Origin of the sequence: Vibrio sp. ZF57, from assembly GCF_001691235.1 — a bacterium.
Lineage (GTDB): Bacteria > Pseudomonadota > Gammaproteobacteria > Enterobacterales > Vibrionaceae > Vibrio > Vibrio crassostreae_C.
Map to the genome: position 1 here is coordinate 1 of NZ_MAKD01000043.1, position 17,296 is coordinate 17,296.

Genomic DNA, 17,296 nt, shown 5'->3' on the forward strand with positions numbered 1-17,296 from the left:
GATTTTTGAGCCAGAAGCTAGACGCTCCATTGATGTTTGTTGTGCGCTGTTTGCGTTGTTTAGGTAACGTTGCGCTGTCATCGCTGAAACGTTTGTATTTACATTCACTGCCATGGTGATTTCTCCAATTGATTTTCCGGTATAGCGGTTTCCGACGTCTCGGAAAACCAAGTAGTTCTCTCAAAGTTACTTTTAATAACGGCGCGAAAATCAGAAGCTTTAGAAAAACTTTCAAAAAACCACAAAAAAAATATTAATCTAATATTTATCAACAACTTAATTTTCATCATTTTCTAATACAGCGATAGATTTCAATTGGAAAAAGATCTTAATCTGTTCAGAAAGCGTACGAACCGCCGTCTAAATGGCTCAAGGTCGAGAAATGATCAATCGCCAAAGATCTCTGACTTACGCAAATCTTGTGTAATAGATGACATTATTTGTCGTGAAGAAGAACCATCAAATAGAGATTTGGAAAAGGTAGTGCGAGAAAGTTCACAGGAAAATAAATAGCAAAAACAAGAAATACAGAAAGGAAAAAGCCCCTTTTCCTTTGAGAGAACCGGGGCTAGTTGGCGCGTCAGAGCCTGTGTGGAGATCATCGAGAAATGAACACATTTCCGACTTGCCGTTGCATTCTTACTGCAAAAATGGATAGCAGGTGAGAGATGAGAGAGCTAAACATTCAATAGTAAGTATGCTTGCCAGTTTCCCTTGCTGCATGGCTCACGTCTGAACACGAGCAGCAAGTTCAACCAATAACTATTGCAATAATGACATTGCAGAGTTAGGCAACTGTTTTGCTTGAGCAAGTATTGAAGTACCTGCTTGTTGCAGAATTTGTGATTTGGTCATTTGCGTCGTCTCTTTCGCAAAGTCCGTATCTTTGATTCGGCTGTTTGAAGCGTCTACGTTCTCTTGTACGTTTGCCAAGTTATTAATACTGTGGCTTAGACGGTTCTGTTTTGCACCCAAATCAGCACGCTGTGAATCCACGTACTTCATTGCAGAATCAATCACGCTGATCGCGTTCTGTGAACCCGCAACGCTGGTTAAGCTAACATCTTGAACCGAGGTTGCGCGGCCTTCACTCTTAATACCTAGCTCAGACGCTAGACCACCAGAGATAGACATTGGGCCATCAAGGTCAGGTTCAGCAACGAACAGTTGAATGCGACCATCATCAGTAACCGATGCGTTCACAAGATCAGACTGACCATTAATGTAAGTCGCAAGCTCTTCGATATCATCGCCCGCTTTGGTATTGATATTTAAAACGATGTCTTCACCCGCTTTGGTTTTGAATTCGAACTTAAGATCGCTCGCTGTTGGCGGCACTTCCCAGTTCTTATCTTTCGCGTTTTCTGAATCGAACGTAGTACCACCCATACGGTAGTCATCTGCACGGATACTTGTCAGAGCCATGATCATTGCTTCACCAGAGTTAGAACCGATCTGGAATGAAGCTTCACCGAATGAACCGTTCAGTAGACGACGACCACCAAACGATGTGGTTTCCGCAATACGGTTAAGCTCATCTTGAAGTGCCATTGACTCTTCGTTCAGTGCAGTACGCTCTGCCGGCGAGTTAGTGCCGTTTGATGATTGAATCGCTAGATCACGCATACGTTGTAGTACGTTAGTCGATTCGTTCATCGCGCCTTCTGCTGTTTGAGCAATCGAAATACCGTCGTTGGCATTACGCATTGCCACATCAAGACCACGAGACTGAGCGGTTAGACGGTTCGAGATTTGCAGACCTGCCGCATCATCTTTCGCGCTGTTGATCTTGTGACCAGATGACAAACGCTCCATAGAAGTCGCTAAGTCATTAGATGCTTTATTCAGGTAACGCTGTGCTGTCATAGCAGATACGTTAGTGCTTACATTGATAGCCATTTTGCTCTCCTTATGAGTTCGCAAAGTTTCTGCGAAGCGGCCAGCTTTACTCTCATATGGATAAGCACTGACCGTGTATTACTCGATAAACCCTATACAAGGTTTAAGATCTGTATTAATCATTTATAACCAACACAGATACAAGTTGTATGCCAAGTTTAATATCATATAAATAATTTTTTAATTATCTAAAAATCAGAAGCTTACAAACAACACTGCGCAATTATGATTTTCTACTATTAGAAGATGAAAAACATTCACCTTCCTTATTGCCGTTTTTTGCCGCTATTCTAGAAACATCATGCTTCGTACAAAAAAGCGGCAAACTGTGGCGTCATTCGCACGTATGGCATAGCACATACGGCAAGGAATCAACGCCATGGTGATCGACAAGCCACCATTAAATACCGATTGATCATTAAATATAGTTAAACAAGGTCAGGTCTTTGGTTTTGCCAAACGCTTGTTGAGAAGCTTGTAGTGCTCGAGAGTTTTCATTGAACTCAATGATCGCTTTCGAGTAATCCAAGTCTTCAAAGTTGCTTTTTGCTTTTGCTAAAGACAACTTGAAATCTTCATGTTGTTGCTCTTGAATATCCAAAGTACTCAAGCGTGCACCAACATCGGTTCTTGCCTTGGTCAAATGGATAAACGCAGCGTGGAACTCTTCAGTTACTTGGTGCAGTTTCGCTGTTGCTGATGCATCCGATACCGGGTTTTCAGCCTGCTCAGCAGCCTCTTTGAACGTATCAAAGATAGAGAAAGTCTCTCGTGGTTCTAAGGTGATCGAATCACCTTTAGTGATTTGGCCTTTGATTTGAATATTCAGCCCTTCATAAACAATGCCTGTCGAAGGATCAAAATCTTCTGCCGCAACCACTGCGCCGTCTTTTTCAAGCTGATAAGCGAAATTGCCCGTCTGCATGTCGACAAACGTCACTTTATAAGTAGACCCATCTTCATCGCTGTTGGTCGCACGCCCGAGCAATAACTCAGACGCAGGTTCAAGCTCGTACTGAGGTTCGTAGTCACCGAACGGGTTGTCTATTTCCATAAACATCTTGCTGCCCGGATCATTCATTGCCATTTCAAAGCTGCTTGCCACACGCATCTTGCGTTGGTAGTCATCACCTTGATATGTCACATTCCCTTCGTTATCTCGAAAGAAAGGCTGATTTTTCGGCTTAGTGCCTGCAAACGTGTAGTTACCCGACTCATCTTGAGAGTTGGCTAAATGCAGGAAGTTATTCGCCAGTTCTTGAATTTCACGCTTCTTAGCTAAACGGTCTTCCGGAGAAAGCGCACCGTTGATCATTTCCATCACGGTTCGTTTTGCTTCATCAGCAAAGCCTTCAGTGTTAGAAACCAATACTTCATGATGCTCAAGACGGTTTCTGACTAGAGTAATCGCATCGACATACTGTTTAAGCTGTTCTGACTGCTGACCAATGTTCTGTAAATAGTGCGTCGCTAATGGGTCATCACTTGGCGACTGTAACTTCTTACCCGAAGCAAGTTGTGCTTGGTTGTGATGCACCTTGTTCTCTTGACGGCGCAAGTCGTTTTGTACTGACTGATAATTATGGAAGCTAGAGATACGATTCAACATTTATACCTTCCTATCTCAGAGCCAAAATAGTGTTAAACGTATCATTGGCTGCTTGCATGATACGTGAAGAAGCCATATACGCTTGCTGAAATTTCATCATGTTTGCCGCTTCTTCATCGAGGTTTACTCCCGAGATAGAAGCAATACGTTCTTGAGCCGACTGTTTTTCTAATGTCGCAATATCACTCAGGCGATTTGCCGTTGAAGACTTCAAGCCCGTATTAGTATTCAAGTTGTGGTAAAGGTCTAAAATCGTAGACTCACCATCATTCAACAGCTTTCCTGTTTGAAGATCTTGTAGCTTACGCAGGTTACCGTTGTCACCTTCTGATGGGACAAGGTTTGCCGTAAACTTATCATTTGCCACCGCACCGGGTGTGAGCTCAAACGTTGTACCGTTGATGGTCACTGGCCCTTGTGGCGGATACGGTTGAGGCTGCATTAAAATGTTACCCTTCGGATCCGTCACAGCAAACTGCTCACCTTTTGGTGAGACAATCACTTCAAACTCACGCAGTTGACCTGCTTCTAGGATTTTAAATCCCGCTGTACCCTTGGCAAACGTGGTCGATGCCTCATAACTTTGCGCAGCAATGTCTTTCGGGTCTTTGGTTTCCATATGAATCTGCGCAGCAAAATTACGCGTTGGACGCAGTAACAGTTTCTCTCCTAGTTCAGGAGGGTTACGTACTTCCACTCGCATGCCATCAAGATAAAAAGCACTACCGCTAGAGTCGGTCGCCATCTTAACGGTCTCACCGTTCGGCTTAGTCACGACATAATCACTGCCATCGTATTTCAGTCCATACTCACCGCCTTTTAAGGCAGAAGTATCATCAATGTATACCGCAACATCGGCTTTCGATTGCCCGCTAGCCGTGACACGAGATTTTGCCACCAGCTCTGAGTTCACGTCGGTAAACAAGTCCTTACCTACGTTGCCGTTAAGATCCAAACCTTGTTCTTGAAGACTATTGACCTCATATGAAAACGCGGTCGCCAAACGACCAAGCTCATCCATGATTGCTGGGATATGTTCGTCACGCATGTCTAGCATGGCGCCGATTTTTCCGTCGATATCACTGCTGGTGATCGGTTTTAAAGACTTACCTTCAACAATCGCTAGGCGGCGCTGATGTGCATCGGGTAAGCCATCAACCATCTTCAGCTGACTCGCTTCACTACCAGAGACCAAGGTATGGCCATTACCAATATGGACATTAAACCCTTCGGCATTTGAGCGTGGTGTCACCGTAACTTTGGTGTAACCAGAAAGCTCATTAATCAACTTTTCATGCTGATCTCGTAGGTCATTATGAGGCCCAGGAGTTCGCATCATTAAACGCTGAACATCACGGATCTCGTACGCAAGTTGGTTAACTCGCTCGATACCCATATCTAATTTTTTATTCGTAGAATCAGACTGTTGACGAACTGTTTCATGAAATTCATTCAAGGTTTTAGTTACAAGCCCTGCTTTCTCTAACACGACCTTACGCGCACCCACATCATTTGGGGTATCGGCGAGAGTCTTAACGGAATCAAACCATTCGTTGAGGTTTTCTGGAATCTTCTTTGAAGCGACCGACGACAACATGCTCGACAGCATATCGAGGTTGGCTTCGGTATCGCCTTTGTTGGCGGCATTGGTTGTCGATAAGTTAAGTTCTTTGACGGCAAACTGATCCCAAGAGCGGCGAACATTTTCCACATGTACCCCCATACCGTAGGATTGCCCACCGTACTGGCGCGGGTCATTCACACCTTGAATCACAGACTGGCGGCTATAGCCCTCTGTGTTAGCGTTAGAAATGTTATGACCTGTGGTGTTGAGCTGTCTCTGAGCCGTAAGAACACTTTGTGCCCCTACATTCAGAAGATCCGACGCCATAATGCCCCCAAAAAACTTAACAAAACCAGAATGAACTGATTAACTACAACCGTATATTACTAAGATAAAAGCAATATATGTGCCAACACAAACAATAGGAGATTAAAAGACGATAATTTATTGAAGTGTAAGTAGATAACTATGGATTACGCGTAAGAACTGAAGAGGCGGAGAAGAAAAGAGCCTGCCAGTAGCAAGCTCTCTATGTTGATTTATGACGCTAGTTCATCTCATCAATCTTGGCTTTAACTCGTAAAACCTTGTCTGCATAGTTAGGGTCAGTTGCGTAACCAGCCTGATGAATACCTTTGATGAAATTCTCTGAATTGCCTTGATGCTGTAGCGCCGTTTCGTATCTTGGATTTTCGTTCAAGAACTTCACGTAATCATTAAAGCTATCTTCGAAATTAGAGTAAGAACGGAAGGAAGCTGACTCTTTAACGGCGGTTTTGCCATGGAACTCAAGAGTTTGAGTCGCGACCTTATCGCCCTTCCAACTTCTATCTGCTTTGATGTTAAATAAGTTATTGCTGTTGCCCAAAGAGTTCTTAACCATTTTAGAACCCCAACCCGTTTCAAGGGCAGCTTGTGCCAATAGAAGAGACGAGTCCACACCAAGCGCACTTGCCGCTTTTTCCGCGTAAGGCTTCATTGAGGTCACAAACGATTCTGGAGAATCAAAGGATACTGGCTGTTTTGCTGCTTGCGCAGGTTGAACGTCTGACGCTCGCTCTTCCGAACGGCCTGAATATTGCGGTCTTTGCAATGAAGCATCAAAGCCTTCACTGCGAACCTTCTCTTCAGACGTATCGCTTGCTTGGCCAGCGCTTAGTTGAGCCACGATCATATCTGCAAGACCTAACGAACCTGAAGCGCTTAACTCACTCGCCATTTGGTCATCTTGCATCTGACGATAGAACTGCTCGTTCTGGCTGTTCAACATATCCGACTTAAAGCTCGAGTTAGCATCGCGCATTGACTTAAACAACATCGAGGTGAAAATCGATTCAAACTGTTTTGCCGCCGCGGTTAATGCTTCTTTCTCGCTACCTTCTTCACCGTTTACCGCTTGTTGACGAAGGCGGTCTAGGCTACCGATATCGTGAATAAAGCCGATGTCATTGTTATTTTTAATCATGCTTTACCCCTTCTTAGATAATGATCAATTGGCCTTCAATTGCACCCGCTTGTTTCAGTGCTTGAAGGATTGCCATTAAATCAGAAGGTGCAGCGCCCACTTCATTGACTGCGCGTACCAAATCGTCCAGCGTTAGGCCAGGTTCAAATTTGAACATCTTACCATCGCCTTCCGTGATTTCGATATCAGAATCAGGGACCACTACAGTTTGGCCACCAGAGAATGCATTCGGTTGGCTTACGTTTAGATTTTCTTTAATTGCAACCGTCATACCACCGTGGGTGACCGCCGCCGCTTTTAGGCGAACGTGCTTACCAACCACAATCGTACCTGTACGAGAGTTGACGATGATTTTTGCAGAGCCTTCAGCAGGGTCGAACTCGATGTTTTCGATAGCCGACAAGAATGCTACACGCTGGCTGATTTCACGCGGTGCACGAACTTTTACTGAAGTTGCGTCTACCGCTGAAGCCATTTGTGGGCCTAGGAAATTATTAACCGCATCAGCCATACGCTGAGCCGTTGTGAAATCTGATTGGATTAGGTTGAAGGTGATGTAGTCACCACGACCGAATGGCGTTGGGATCTCTTGTTCAACCGTCGCACCGCTAGAGATGATACCAACGTTAGGGTTGTTACCGACAATCTTAGAACCGTCGTTACCTTGTGCACTAAAGCCACTTACCACCAAGTTACCCTGCGCGACCGCATACACTTGACCGTCTAGACCTTTCAAGAAGGTCTGTAGCAAGGTACCACCACGAAGGCTTTTTGCTGAACCGATAGAAGAAACGGTTACGTCAACTTCTTGGCCTTGCTTAGAGAATGCTGGCAGTTCAGCAGTCACAATAACAGCCGCGACGTTTTTGGTTTTTGGCTTAGTGCCGGGCGGCAATTGGATGCCAAAATTTTGCAGCATTGCGTTAAATGTTTGATCGGTAAAGGGAGTTGTCTCACCAGTACCCGGCAAGCCCGTGACCAAACCATAACCTACAAGTTGGTTACTACGAACACCCGCCACTTTTGCCACGTCTTTGATTCGCGCAGCATGGGCACTGGTGGCAAGAAATAGCATGCCGAATAGTACGAGTGTCAGTTTTTTCATTGAGTAACCTGTCTGTATTGCTTTAATTTATAATAGCTTAGCTAAATGTGGCTGAGTGATAGAGGCTGTCAGTATGTCGTCGTCCTATCAAGCTCTACAGAGATACATTAAAGAATCGTGCCAAGAATCCAGGCTCTTGCATATCTTTCTGTACGCCAGTCCCTGAGTACTGAATTCGTGCGTTAGAAACACGGTTTGAAGCAATGGTATTTTCGAAGTCAATATCGTCTGGACGGATGGTACCGCTTAGGCGGATGTACTCATCGCCGGTGTTCAGTGTCATCCACTTCTCACCACGAACCACTAGGTTGCCATTAGCTAATACTTCGATGACTTCAACGGTAATGTAGCCGCTGATGCTGTTACTTTGGTTGGCTGACGCATCACCAGCAAAAGTATTGGTGTTACTCAGATCATAAGAGAAGTTGTACTTGTCGATCGTCAGATCTTGACCACCAACAGCCAGCGGCTCCATTGATGCATCATTCGACTTAGACATGTCTGCGTTGGCTTTTTTGGTCGCTCGAGTATTCTCATCTAACGCTACAGTAATTATGTCACCAATACCACGCGGTTTTGAGTCGTCATACATGCTGCCAATGTGGTTCACATTAAACAGTGAGCCCGTTGCCGCTGCGTAATGCTCTGGTTTCTGCTTGGGGTTGATTGGCGCCCATGCAGGGTCACCAGCAATTGGATCGGTTCGCCCACGAAGCGTGTCAATAATGCCAGAGCTCTCTTGCGCCGACTTATCACCTTCCACAGCATCAACCACTGTGGTTGCATTTTCTTCTGCCGGAGTCTCGATCGGGTCCAGAACAGCACATCCCGACATAGACATAAACAAAGCTAAACAAAAAATACGTTTCATGGCGATATACTCTCAGCAGGCAGTGGTAAATGGGTCAATTAGCAAAAACAGATAGATTAATTAAAAAAGTAAACGGCGAATAAACCAATTACAGCTGTTGGTTAACAAAGCTCATCATCTTGTCTACTGACGAGATAACTTTCGAATTCATTTCGTATACACGCTGAGCTTCAATCATGTTTACCAGCTCTTCGGTTACGTTTACGTTCGATGTTTCTAGCATCGATTGGCGGATGTTACCCAGGCCATCAAAGCCCGGTACACCCTCTTGTGGGTCGCCACTCGCGCCAGTTGGCAAGTAAAGGTTTTGACCTACTGGCTCTAGACCACCTGGGTTTACAAAGTCAGTAATGGTAATTTGACCAACCACGACGTTGTTTTGCTCGCCACGTAGACGAACCGATACTTCACCGTCGTTACCAACCGTTACCGAGATCGCGTCTTCAGGAATCACAATTTCTGGTTGTAGAGGATAACCTTGGCCCGACGTTACGATCGCGCCTTCACCGTTCAGTGTGAACTGACCATTGCGGCTGTAACCTGTTTCACCGTCTGGCATTTCAACTTGGAAGAAACCGTCGCCTTCAATCATCATGTCTAGGCTGTTAGATGTCGTTTGTGCGTTACCGTGAGTGTGCACTTTTTGAGTCGCGACGACCTTAGAACCGGCACCCAGCATCAAACCACTTGGCAGCTCAGTATTCTGAGACGATTGACCACCCGGTTGATTAATATTCTGGTAGAACAGATCTTCAAATACCGCGCGGCTCTTTTTAAAACCAATGGTCGAGGCGTTGGCAAGGTTGTTCGAAATCGTTGAGATATTGGTTTGTTGGGCGTCTAAACCCGTTTTACTTACCCATAATGCTGGATGCATAGCAATGTCCTTTAAATTCTATTAGCTCATACGAAGCAGTGAATCAGACGACTTGTCCATTTCCTCTGCTGTGCTCATCATTTTGACCTGCATTTCAAACTGACGTTGTAAGTCAATTAGGCTGGTCATTTCACCTACGGCATTTACGTTACTGCCTTCGATAGCACCTTTTAGCAACGTTACCGCTGCATCTGCTTCGTATGCCTGATCTGGGTTTTTCGAACGGAATAGACCATTCGTGTCTTTAAACAAACTTTGGTTGTCTGGACGTACAAGCTTAATACGATCAACCACGGCCAATTCTTCAGCTGGAGCGCCTTGAGGAATCACCGAAATCGTACCGTCTGTACCAATTTCTACTTTGCTAATTGGGATTGGCAGCGTGATTGGTGCATCGTTTTCACCAAGCACTAAGTGACCGCTTGCGTTGGTTAGTAAACCGTTTTGGTCAACCCTTAGGTTACCGTTACGTGTTAAACCTTCACGGCCAGTATTGTCCATCACTGAAATCCAACCATCACCTTGAATGGTAACGTCTAGATCTCGGCCAGTAGTAACCACACTACCCTGAGCGAAATTATGACCCGGACGCTCTGTCATGCTGAAAACACGAGTAGGCATGCCTTCGCCATACGCTTGCATTGAACGTGCCTGTGCTAAATCAGCACGGAAACCCGTTGTACTTACGTTGGCAAGGTTGTTTGCACGTAGCTGCAAAGCTTGCATATTTTGCTTAGCGCCACTCATGGCAAGAAACAGTGCGCGATCCATAATTTTGCTCCAAAAATCATCTTCTGGGGCTAATAAAGCAAACACTGTGCCAATATTTTTAACTGTTATTTATCAATAATTTAAATAGAAAACGAACAAGAAGGGTGATCATCAAAGGATCATTGAGGAAGAATTGTTGCCAGTGGCATTACCGGGCGGCAATAGGGGCGGCAAATAAAAAGACAAACAACAATACCCAATTCAATAACATTGAATTGGGTATTCGCAGATGATTCAAACGCTTTAAACGATTAACGAATCTGAAGAATATTCTGTTGTAGCTGGTTGTGTACTTCTAGAGAACGCGAGTTCGCCTGGAAGTTACGTTGAGCAGAAATCAAATCAACCAGTTCTTGAGTCATATCGATGTTCGACTGCTCTAGCGAGCCGTTGTTGATGCTACCAAATGAACCTTTGTTCGATTCACCCCAGATCTTGTCACCAGAGTCGTTGGTAGAATCCCATTGAGTACCGCCTTTCTTATCCAGACCTTGCTCATTTGGTACACGAACCAAGCCTACACGGCCAAGCATCACGTTTTCACCATTTGAATAAGTACCTAGAACACTGCCGTACTCATCGAAATCGATTTTTGTTAAGAAACCTGTTGTCGCGCCATCTTCATCAAACTTAGTCAATTCAAACGGAGCGGCAAACTGAGTTGAAGAATCTAAACCAAACTTAAGCACTTGAGTTGGATCAGCACCGTTCAAGTCAATAGGGTTCGCACCAGCACCCAGTGGTTCCGAGTTAATCGGCTGACCATTGTTTAGGCTTGCTAACGTACCGTCATTGTTGAACTTCATTGTGTGACCAACATGACCTTGTGCATTCGTCGCATCACCACCAGTAATGTTGACCGGCTTTTCACCGTTCTCATCTGACATGGTGTAGTACGTTTGCCAAGTGTTTGGTTGAGTCTGATCTTTGAGGTAGTAAGTCGTTAACTTGTAAGACTGACCCATAGAATCGTATACCGTCGAAGACGTTGCACGGTTATAAGTATCAGCATCTTTGAAGTTAAATGCAGCCGGGTCTTTAAGATCACCGTTTGCAGGAAGGTTAACCCCTACTTCAATGTTTTCTGTCTGTTTTGGTTTACCAAACTCAGCAGGAATGTCGAGAGGCTTTGGCGCATAAGAAAGAACTTCCCCCGAGTTTGGATCAACATCGTAACCTAAAAGAAACTCATCATTAGCGGTAACCATGTAGTTGTCTTTGTTTAGGTGAAATGCACCATTACGCGTTAATTCGTTAATCTCTGGCACCATGCGGTCTTTCGATACTGCAAAGAAACCTGTACCACTTACACGTAAGTCCATTGGGTTGTTCGTATAAATACTTGAACCTTCGTGGAACTGTTGCGCCACTTGGCTAGCTTGCGCACCGCCACCTGCCGTCGTTTTTGCGTTAGTGAACAACGAGCTTGAGTAAACATCACCAAACTCGGCACGAGACTCTTTAAAGCCAAATGTGTTCGCGTTCGCAATGTTGTTACTGGTTGTATTCAGGTCTAATTGTGCAGCGGATAGGCCGCTTAAAGCTACATATGACATTCCATTATTCTCCTAATCTATCTAGCTAGCATAGTCACTCAATAAAGAGCTACGCTTTACCAACTTCTAGTACTTCAGCAAGTCGTACTGGCGATGTGAAACCAGCCAGATTGAGTAGTACGTTGCCATCGCCCTTACCAAGAAGCACACTGTTCACGTTCGCATAACTGGAAACTTGGAACTCTGTGTTCTCGCCATCCAGCAAACCCGACGCTTTCACGTTGTATTTACCGGCCGGCAATGGGTTACCGTCTTCGTCTTTTCCGTCCCATTCAACACGTGTATCACCAGATGGTTTAGAGCCGATATCAAATGTGCGAACCAATTGGCCAACTTCGTTCTCAACACGGACCATTACATTGTCCATTGCCTGAGGAAGCTTAACCATTGCCGCCATACCGCCATCACCGGGTTTTACACCTGCCGCACCAGGAACCAATACATCACGCCCAACTAAAGAGGAGGCCTGAAGAGCTTGGTTAGAGGTCATTGATGAATTCAAGCTTTCAAACTGTGTATTCATTTTGCCAATGCCATCTACGGTCGCAAATGAAGCCATTTGCGCAATCATCTGGTCATTGCTAACCGGCTTGAAAGGGTCTTGTTGTGCTAGTTGCTTAGTCAACAAAGATAAGAAGTCTTCTTGTTTAAGATCCTGCTTACCTGTTGTTTCGTCGGGCTTTTTAGCGCCATCTTGAAGACTCTTCAGCTGGTCAACATAGGACAAGCCGCTTTGACCAACATTGTTGTTGATTCCAGCCATGTGCTACCTCCTTATCCTTATTGACCCATCTGCAGCGTACGCAGCAGCATTTGTTTACTCGAGTCAGCAACCTGTACGTTTGTTTGGTACGCACGTGATGCCGAAATCATGTTTGCCATTTCTTCCATAACGTTGACATTAGGCTTGTAGATATAGCCTTCGTTGTTCGCTAATGGGTGATCCGGGTTGTACTCCGCGCTTAGCGGCTTATCGCTTTCCACAATACCTAATACTTTCACAGGCACAGTGTGACCACTGTTGCGTGCTTTATTTAACTCAGCGCCGAACACTGCGTGACGAGCCTTGTAAGTTTCTTCAGCAGAACTACTTACACTGTCCGCGTTCGCAAGGTTGCTCGAGGTCGTATTTAGACGAACAGATTCAGCACTCATCGCAGAACCAGTCACATTGAATACATTGAATAAACTCATCTAATTATTCCCCTTTAATCGCTTTAGTTAAATTCTTGAACTTACTTCCTAAGAAGTCGAGAGAGGCTTGATGCCTAATTTGGTTTTGCATGAAAAGGTTTCTTTCCAAATCCAAATCAACCGTGTTGCCATCTCCTGTATCAGGTTGGGTAGGAATGCGATACTTCGTTTCCCCGTTCACCGTTGTTGAGGCAGAAATGTGCCGACCATCTGTACGGCTAAGACCAATGCTTGCCCCAGAACTTGCCGCTTGCAGTGATTTCTTAAAGTCTAATCCCTTTGCTTTATACCCAGGCGTGTTTGCTTGCGCGATATTGGTGGAAAGCACCTCAGCGTTACGCTCACGTACACCAACTGTGTGCTGGTGAATGCCCAAAGCATTGTCAAAAGAAATAGCCATGTAAACCTCAACTCAAGAACTGACTGTTATGAAATAACCAAAGCAATATATATACCAACTTTTGAAACAAGGCGGTCTATCAATGCTTTTACAGGTTACTCGTGGGTAAGCTTGCAATAAACAAGCCAAAAAATAGAGTAAATTGGAATGTCACTCTGACTTAAAGATATAGCTTAAGCAGGAAAAAGAAAACCCAGCACTTGGCTGGGTTTTAAATTTAGACGGTAACCTTACACCTAATATCGGTGCCGCTCGTTACTTTAATTTGTAGATGATGCCTGGATTACAGCGAACCATTTCAAAACGATCGGTTAAGCCTGTTAACGATTCAGACGCGCCCAATAGTAAGTACCCACCAGGGTTCAGGCTATTTGCCATCTGGTTAAGTACCTTTGACTTCATATCAGGCGAGAAGTAAATCAGCACGTTACGACAGAAAATAATGTCGAACTTGCCTAACAATGCATAGCTGTCCATCAGGTTCTGAGGGCGGAAGTTCACCATGCGCTTGACGTTATCTTTCACTTTCATACGGCCATCGCCCGCATCTTCAAAGAAAGTACGACGGCGCTCTGGAGAAAGTCCACGTCCCAATGCAAGGTTGTCGTAAGCGCCAGTGCGGCACATATCCAACATACTTGCTGAGATGTCAGTTGCGGTAATCGATACATTTGGCAGCATACCTGGCTTACGAGCTTGAGTTTCAAGAATCGTCATTGCCATTGAGTATGCTTCTTGGCCTGAAGAGCTTGCCGCAGACCAAATCTTAATAGGACGTTTATTTGCCGCTATTTCCGGTAGAAGCTTATCCGCAAGCACAGCAAACGGGTAAGTATCACGGAACCAAAGTGTCTCGTTCGTCGTCATGGCATCGACAGCAGCCACACGCAGCTCACGGTTTCGACCTGTTACTACATCTCTCAACAAATCAGACAAAGAAGCTAACTTAAACTTCGTTACTAATGGGCTTAGACGACTGCGCACTAAATACTGCTTGCTGTCACCTAATACAATGCCACATTGAGATTCTAAGAAACGGCTGAAATCGCGATACTCTTGATCACTTATTGTTATAGCAGTCATTAATGTCTCTTTTAGTTAGTTAACGCAGCTTTTACAGCTGCACCAAGCTCATCTGGGTTGAATTTAGCGATGAAGGAGTTAGCTCCAACACGCTCAACCATGGCTTGGTTAAATACACCACTCAACGATGAGTGTAAAATTACGTATAAATCTTTAAGTTCGGCGTGACGACGAATCTCAGCAGTCAGCGTGTATCCATCCATTTCTGGCATTTCGATATCAGAAATCACCAATGAAATCTGATCGTAAATACTGCCTTCTGATGACATCTGCATCAGCTTCTCATAGGCTTCTTTACCATCCTTCACCGAGATAACTTCAAAACCAATCGACTCAATAGCACGCTGAACCTGCTTACGAGCAACGGTCGAGTCATCAGCAATCAAGATGCGGCGAACCAGTTCTTTCTCTTGTTCTACTTTCGCAATATCTTCAGCAATCTTGCTGTCCATTGTTTCATCAACAGGAGAAATTTCTGCAAGGATCTTCTCAACATCAAGAATTTCTACCAATTCATTATCAATGTTGGTTACCGCTGTCAGGTAGTTAGCTCTACCTGCGCCATCTGGCGGCGGAAGAATCGATTCCCAGTGCATGTTAATAATGCGCTCAACTGAACTTACCAAGAAACCTTGAATGGTTCGGTTAAACTCAGAGATAACCACAAAACACTTTTCAATATCCGTTGTAGGACGGCCACCAATCGCTAAGCTCAAGTCGATCACAGAGATCGTTTGGCCACGAATGTGTGCTACACCTTTAACCAGTGGGTTCAAGTTTGGCATCTTTGTCAGCTTAGGGCATTGCAGCACTTCTTTTACTTTAAAGACATTAATGCCGTAACGCTGACGCCCCATTAGGCGAAAGGTTAGTAATTCTAATCGGTTTTGACCGACGAGTTGCGTACGCTGATTCACCGAATCAAGAATACCCGTCATGAGCTCATCTCCATATCAAACTTTTTTGTATAAAAAGTGTTAGTCTACTGCAGGCTACGAACCACCAGAGAAACGGAATGACGTATTATAAAACAAATTTGCCACCTCTTTCCATAGCAATGTGTAGAGCTACTTTTAAAACTGTCGCTAAGTTTATCGGCATTTTATCAATATTGTTTAGTTTTTTTGTACAAGCTGCGACCCCAGAACAAATTGAGATGATTCAGTCTGCAGCGGAGCAACATATCCTTGATACAGTTGAGCAGCCACAAGGTGGCGAACTCTTTGTTAATTCAGCAAATGTTGACTCAAGAATCAAAGCGACAGACTGCCCAGTGCCTTTAGAGACCAGCGCCTCAACCACCACCAATACCCGCAGCAGTATTACGGTTTTAGTGCAATGTGTTCCTGATGAGTGGCGAGTTTATGTACCGGTGCGCCTTTCGATGTCGGTGCCTCTTGTCACCACCACTCGCTCACTCGCGAGAGGCGAAATCGTCGGTCAATACGATGTCACCACCGCTATGATTTCTCTTAACAAGTTTCGTCGCCAAGGTTTCACAGCTCCACATCAGGTCATCGGCGCTAAGGTAAAAAAGAACCTAAGACCGGGCGATGTTGTAGAAAGAGGTGATATCTGTGTCGTGTGCCGAAACGAGAAGGTTATCATACAGGCAGTAAAAGGTGGCATGACCATTACCACCAAAGGAACTGCGCTTACCGATGGCTCTATGGGTGATCAAGTAAGAGTGAAAAATGATAAATCACAGCGTATAATTGAAGGGATTGTTACCAGCATGTCTGAAGTCACGGTTTACTTTTAACTCTTTACTTCTAAATTGACGGTATCGTTAGCGATTTCACCCTCAACTCTAACGCCAAATATAACGGCTGCGGTGTTTTGTCCCTTTTCGACTATTGAGCTAAAAATTGCTAAAGTATTCGAACCCTTGGTCGATATTGACTGTACAGGTTCCCATTTTTGAAGAAAAAGGCTTAACTATGGCAGGCATTGATAATATTCGTTCAGGGCAAACCCTAACGACCACTAACCGATCAGCAGTACGCTCTGATTCTAGTTCTGAGGCATCACGCTCTGATGTATCAACTAAATCACCAGCAAGCAAAGATGCGGTTTCACTGAGCCAACAAGGCAAAGCGATTGGTCAGCTCCACCAAGATATGGCAGCACAGCCAAGCTTTGATTCTGTGAAAGTAGCAGCGATCAAAGAAGCAATTGCGAATGGTTCATACACTGTCGATCCAGAGAAACTGGCTGACAACATGATCAAGTTCGAAGATGAATTAAAAGGCCTTTAAGAAAACACTAACTTTTCATTGAAGTTATTGTCTTAAAGTACACGAGGTTATGAATAGGTTTACGTTATGGCGGCACTAGCAGATTTAGTTAATTTTCAACTTCAAAATGCCAAAGCCTTATCTGAATTACTAAGTTCAGAGAAAACCGCTATTACGAGCCGACAATCAAACGATATTGAGCGAATCGCCAAAGAAAAAGTGGTCCTAGTTGAACAACTAAGATCAACCGATCAGCGAATCGCAGCCCATACCAATATCTCAGAACTGACCGAGAACCCTGAACTTGCTCAGTTAGTCACTAAGATCCAGTCCATAGTGCACGATTGCCAGCAAGCGAACCTTGTGAATGGCGAAGCCTTAAATCGAGCGCACCTTAGCTTCAAAAAACTCAGCAATATGATGCAGCAAAGTCACGGAAAAATTGGCATGACCTACAATGCCGGTGGTCAAACGCATACTATCTCTACGCTGGGAACCAACGTAAAAGCCTAGTTAAGTTAACTCTTCCTCTTCAGTAATACCCCTTGTTAACCGTTTATCTGTATCTCAGACTATTCCTGTCGTTATCTTTTATTAAAACACCTAATCAGCCTTGAACGTCCTGACAAAATCGATAAACAAAAAAGCGGCAAGTATTTTCATAC

17 protein-coding genes and 1 pseudogene are annotated in these 17,296 nt (G+C 44.5%); 3 read left to right on the top strand and 15 right to left on the bottom strand.

Translation table 11 applies throughout. The features are described 5' to 3' along the window. The 15 genes and pseudogenes from A6D97_RS21775 to A6D97_RS05030 all read right to left on the bottom strand — a co-directional run. Positions 1-114 (bottom strand): annotated as a pseudogene (locus A6D97_RS21775) (flagellin B); the annotation flags it as partial. A gap of 648 nt (positions 115-762) precedes the next feature. Next, positions 763-1,899 (bottom strand): flagellin, encoded by a 1,137-nt coding sequence (locus A6D97_RS04965; protein WP_065583939.1) that lies wholly within the window; start codon positions 1,897-1,899, stop codon positions 763-765. Between the two features lie 418 nt (positions 1,900-2,317). Beyond that, positions 2,318-3,508 carry a flagellar hook-associated protein FlgL gene (gene flgL / locus A6D97_RS04970; RefSeq protein ID WP_017064129.1) on the bottom strand — a complete coding sequence of 397 codons (1,191 nt, stop codon included), beginning with the start codon at positions 3,506-3,508 and terminating at the stop codon, positions 2,318-2,320. Positions 3,509-3,518: 10 nt separating this feature from the next. After that, positions 3,519-5,399, bottom strand: coding sequence for a flagellar hook-associated protein FlgK (gene flgK, locus A6D97_RS04975; protein WP_017067655.1), 1,881 nt, complete (start codon positions 5,397-5,399; stop codon positions 3,519-3,521). Positions 5,400-5,619: 220 nt separating this feature from the next. Further along, positions 5,620-6,537, bottom strand: a complete 918-nt coding sequence (gene flgJ / locus A6D97_RS04980) for a flagellar assembly peptidoglycan hydrolase FlgJ (protein ID WP_017064131.1) — start codon at positions 6,535-6,537, stop codon at positions 5,620-5,622. 13 nt (positions 6,538-6,550) lie between these two features. After that, positions 6,551-7,642 carry a flagellar basal body P-ring protein FlgI gene (locus tag A6D97_RS04985; RefSeq protein ID WP_017062257.1) on the bottom strand — a complete coding sequence of 364 codons (1,092 nt, stop codon included), beginning with the start codon at positions 7,640-7,642 and terminating at the stop codon, positions 6,551-6,553. Between the two features lie 94 nt (positions 7,643-7,736). Then, the gene (gene flgH, locus A6D97_RS04990; RefSeq protein ID WP_017066181.1) at positions 7,737-8,513 is read right to left on the bottom strand and encodes a flagellar basal body L-ring protein FlgH; all 777 of its coding nucleotides are present in this window, start codon (positions 8,511-8,513) and stop codon (positions 7,737-7,739) included. An 88-nt stretch (positions 8,514-8,601) separates the two neighbouring features. Next, positions 8,602-9,390 (bottom strand): flagellar basal-body rod protein FlgG, encoded by a 789-nt coding sequence (gene flgG / locus A6D97_RS04995; protein ID WP_017062259.1) that lies wholly within the window; start codon positions 9,388-9,390, stop codon positions 8,602-8,604. Between the two features lie 21 nt (positions 9,391-9,411). Then, positions 9,412-10,161, bottom strand: coding sequence for a flagellar basal-body rod protein FlgF (gene flgF / locus A6D97_RS05000; protein WP_017056855.1), 750 nt, complete (start codon positions 10,159-10,161; stop codon positions 9,412-9,414). A 251-nt stretch (positions 10,162-10,412) separates the two neighbouring features. Then, positions 10,413-11,717: a flagellar hook protein FlgE gene (gene flgE / locus A6D97_RS05005; RefSeq protein ID WP_017062260.1), complete on the bottom strand. Its 1,305-nt coding sequence runs from the start codon at positions 11,715-11,717 to the stop codon at positions 10,413-10,415. 49 nt (positions 11,718-11,766) lie between these two features. Further along, complete coding sequence (gene flgD / locus A6D97_RS05010) at positions 11,767-12,480, bottom strand: flagellar hook assembly protein FlgD (protein ID WP_010439286.1); 714 nt, start codon at positions 12,478-12,480, stop codon at positions 11,767-11,769. A gap of 17 nt (positions 12,481-12,497) precedes the next feature. After that, complete coding sequence (flgC, locus tag A6D97_RS05015; protein WP_004736176.1) at positions 12,498-12,911, bottom strand: flagellar basal body rod protein FlgC; 414 nt, start codon at positions 12,909-12,911, stop codon at positions 12,498-12,500. A 4-nt stretch (positions 12,912-12,915) separates the two neighbouring features. After that, a complete protein-coding gene (gene flgB, locus A6D97_RS05020; protein ID WP_004736175.1) occupies positions 12,916-13,311 on the bottom strand; it encodes a flagellar basal body rod protein FlgB in 396 nt (131 codons plus the stop codon). 255 nt (positions 13,312-13,566) lie between these two features. Further along, complete coding sequence (locus tag A6D97_RS05025) at positions 13,567-14,394, bottom strand: protein-glutamate O-methyltransferase (protein ID WP_004736174.1); 828 nt, start codon at positions 14,392-14,394, stop codon at positions 13,567-13,569. An 11-nt stretch (positions 14,395-14,405) separates the two neighbouring features. Further along, positions 14,406-15,332, bottom strand: coding sequence for a chemotaxis protein CheV (locus A6D97_RS05030; RefSeq protein ID WP_017062261.1), 927 nt, complete (start codon positions 15,330-15,332; stop codon positions 14,406-14,408). Between the two features lie 77 nt (positions 15,333-15,409). Here A6D97_RS05030 and flgA point away from each other — a divergent pair, with 77 nt between their 5' ends. The 3 genes from flgA to flgN all read left to right on the top strand — a co-directional run bounded on the left by flgA (position 15,410) and on the right by flgN (position 17,144). After that, positions 15,410-16,156: a flagellar basal body P-ring formation chaperone FlgA gene (gene flgA, locus A6D97_RS05035; RefSeq protein WP_017064135.1), complete on the top strand. Its 747-nt coding sequence runs from the start codon at positions 15,410-15,412 to the stop codon at positions 16,154-16,156. 178 nt (positions 16,157-16,334) lie between these two features. Continuing rightward, positions 16,335-16,652 carry a flagellar biosynthesis anti-sigma factor FlgM gene (flgM, locus tag A6D97_RS05040; protein ID WP_017062263.1) on the top strand — a complete coding sequence of 106 codons (318 nt, stop codon included), beginning with the start codon at positions 16,335-16,337 and terminating at the stop codon, positions 16,650-16,652. Positions 16,653-16,718: 66 nt separating this feature from the next. Next, positions 16,719-17,144 (top strand): flagellar export chaperone FlgN, encoded by a 426-nt coding sequence (flgN, locus tag A6D97_RS05045; RefSeq protein WP_017064136.1) that lies wholly within the window; start codon positions 16,719-16,721, stop codon positions 17,142-17,144. The last annotated feature ends 152 nt before the right edge of the window (positions 17,145-17,296 follow it).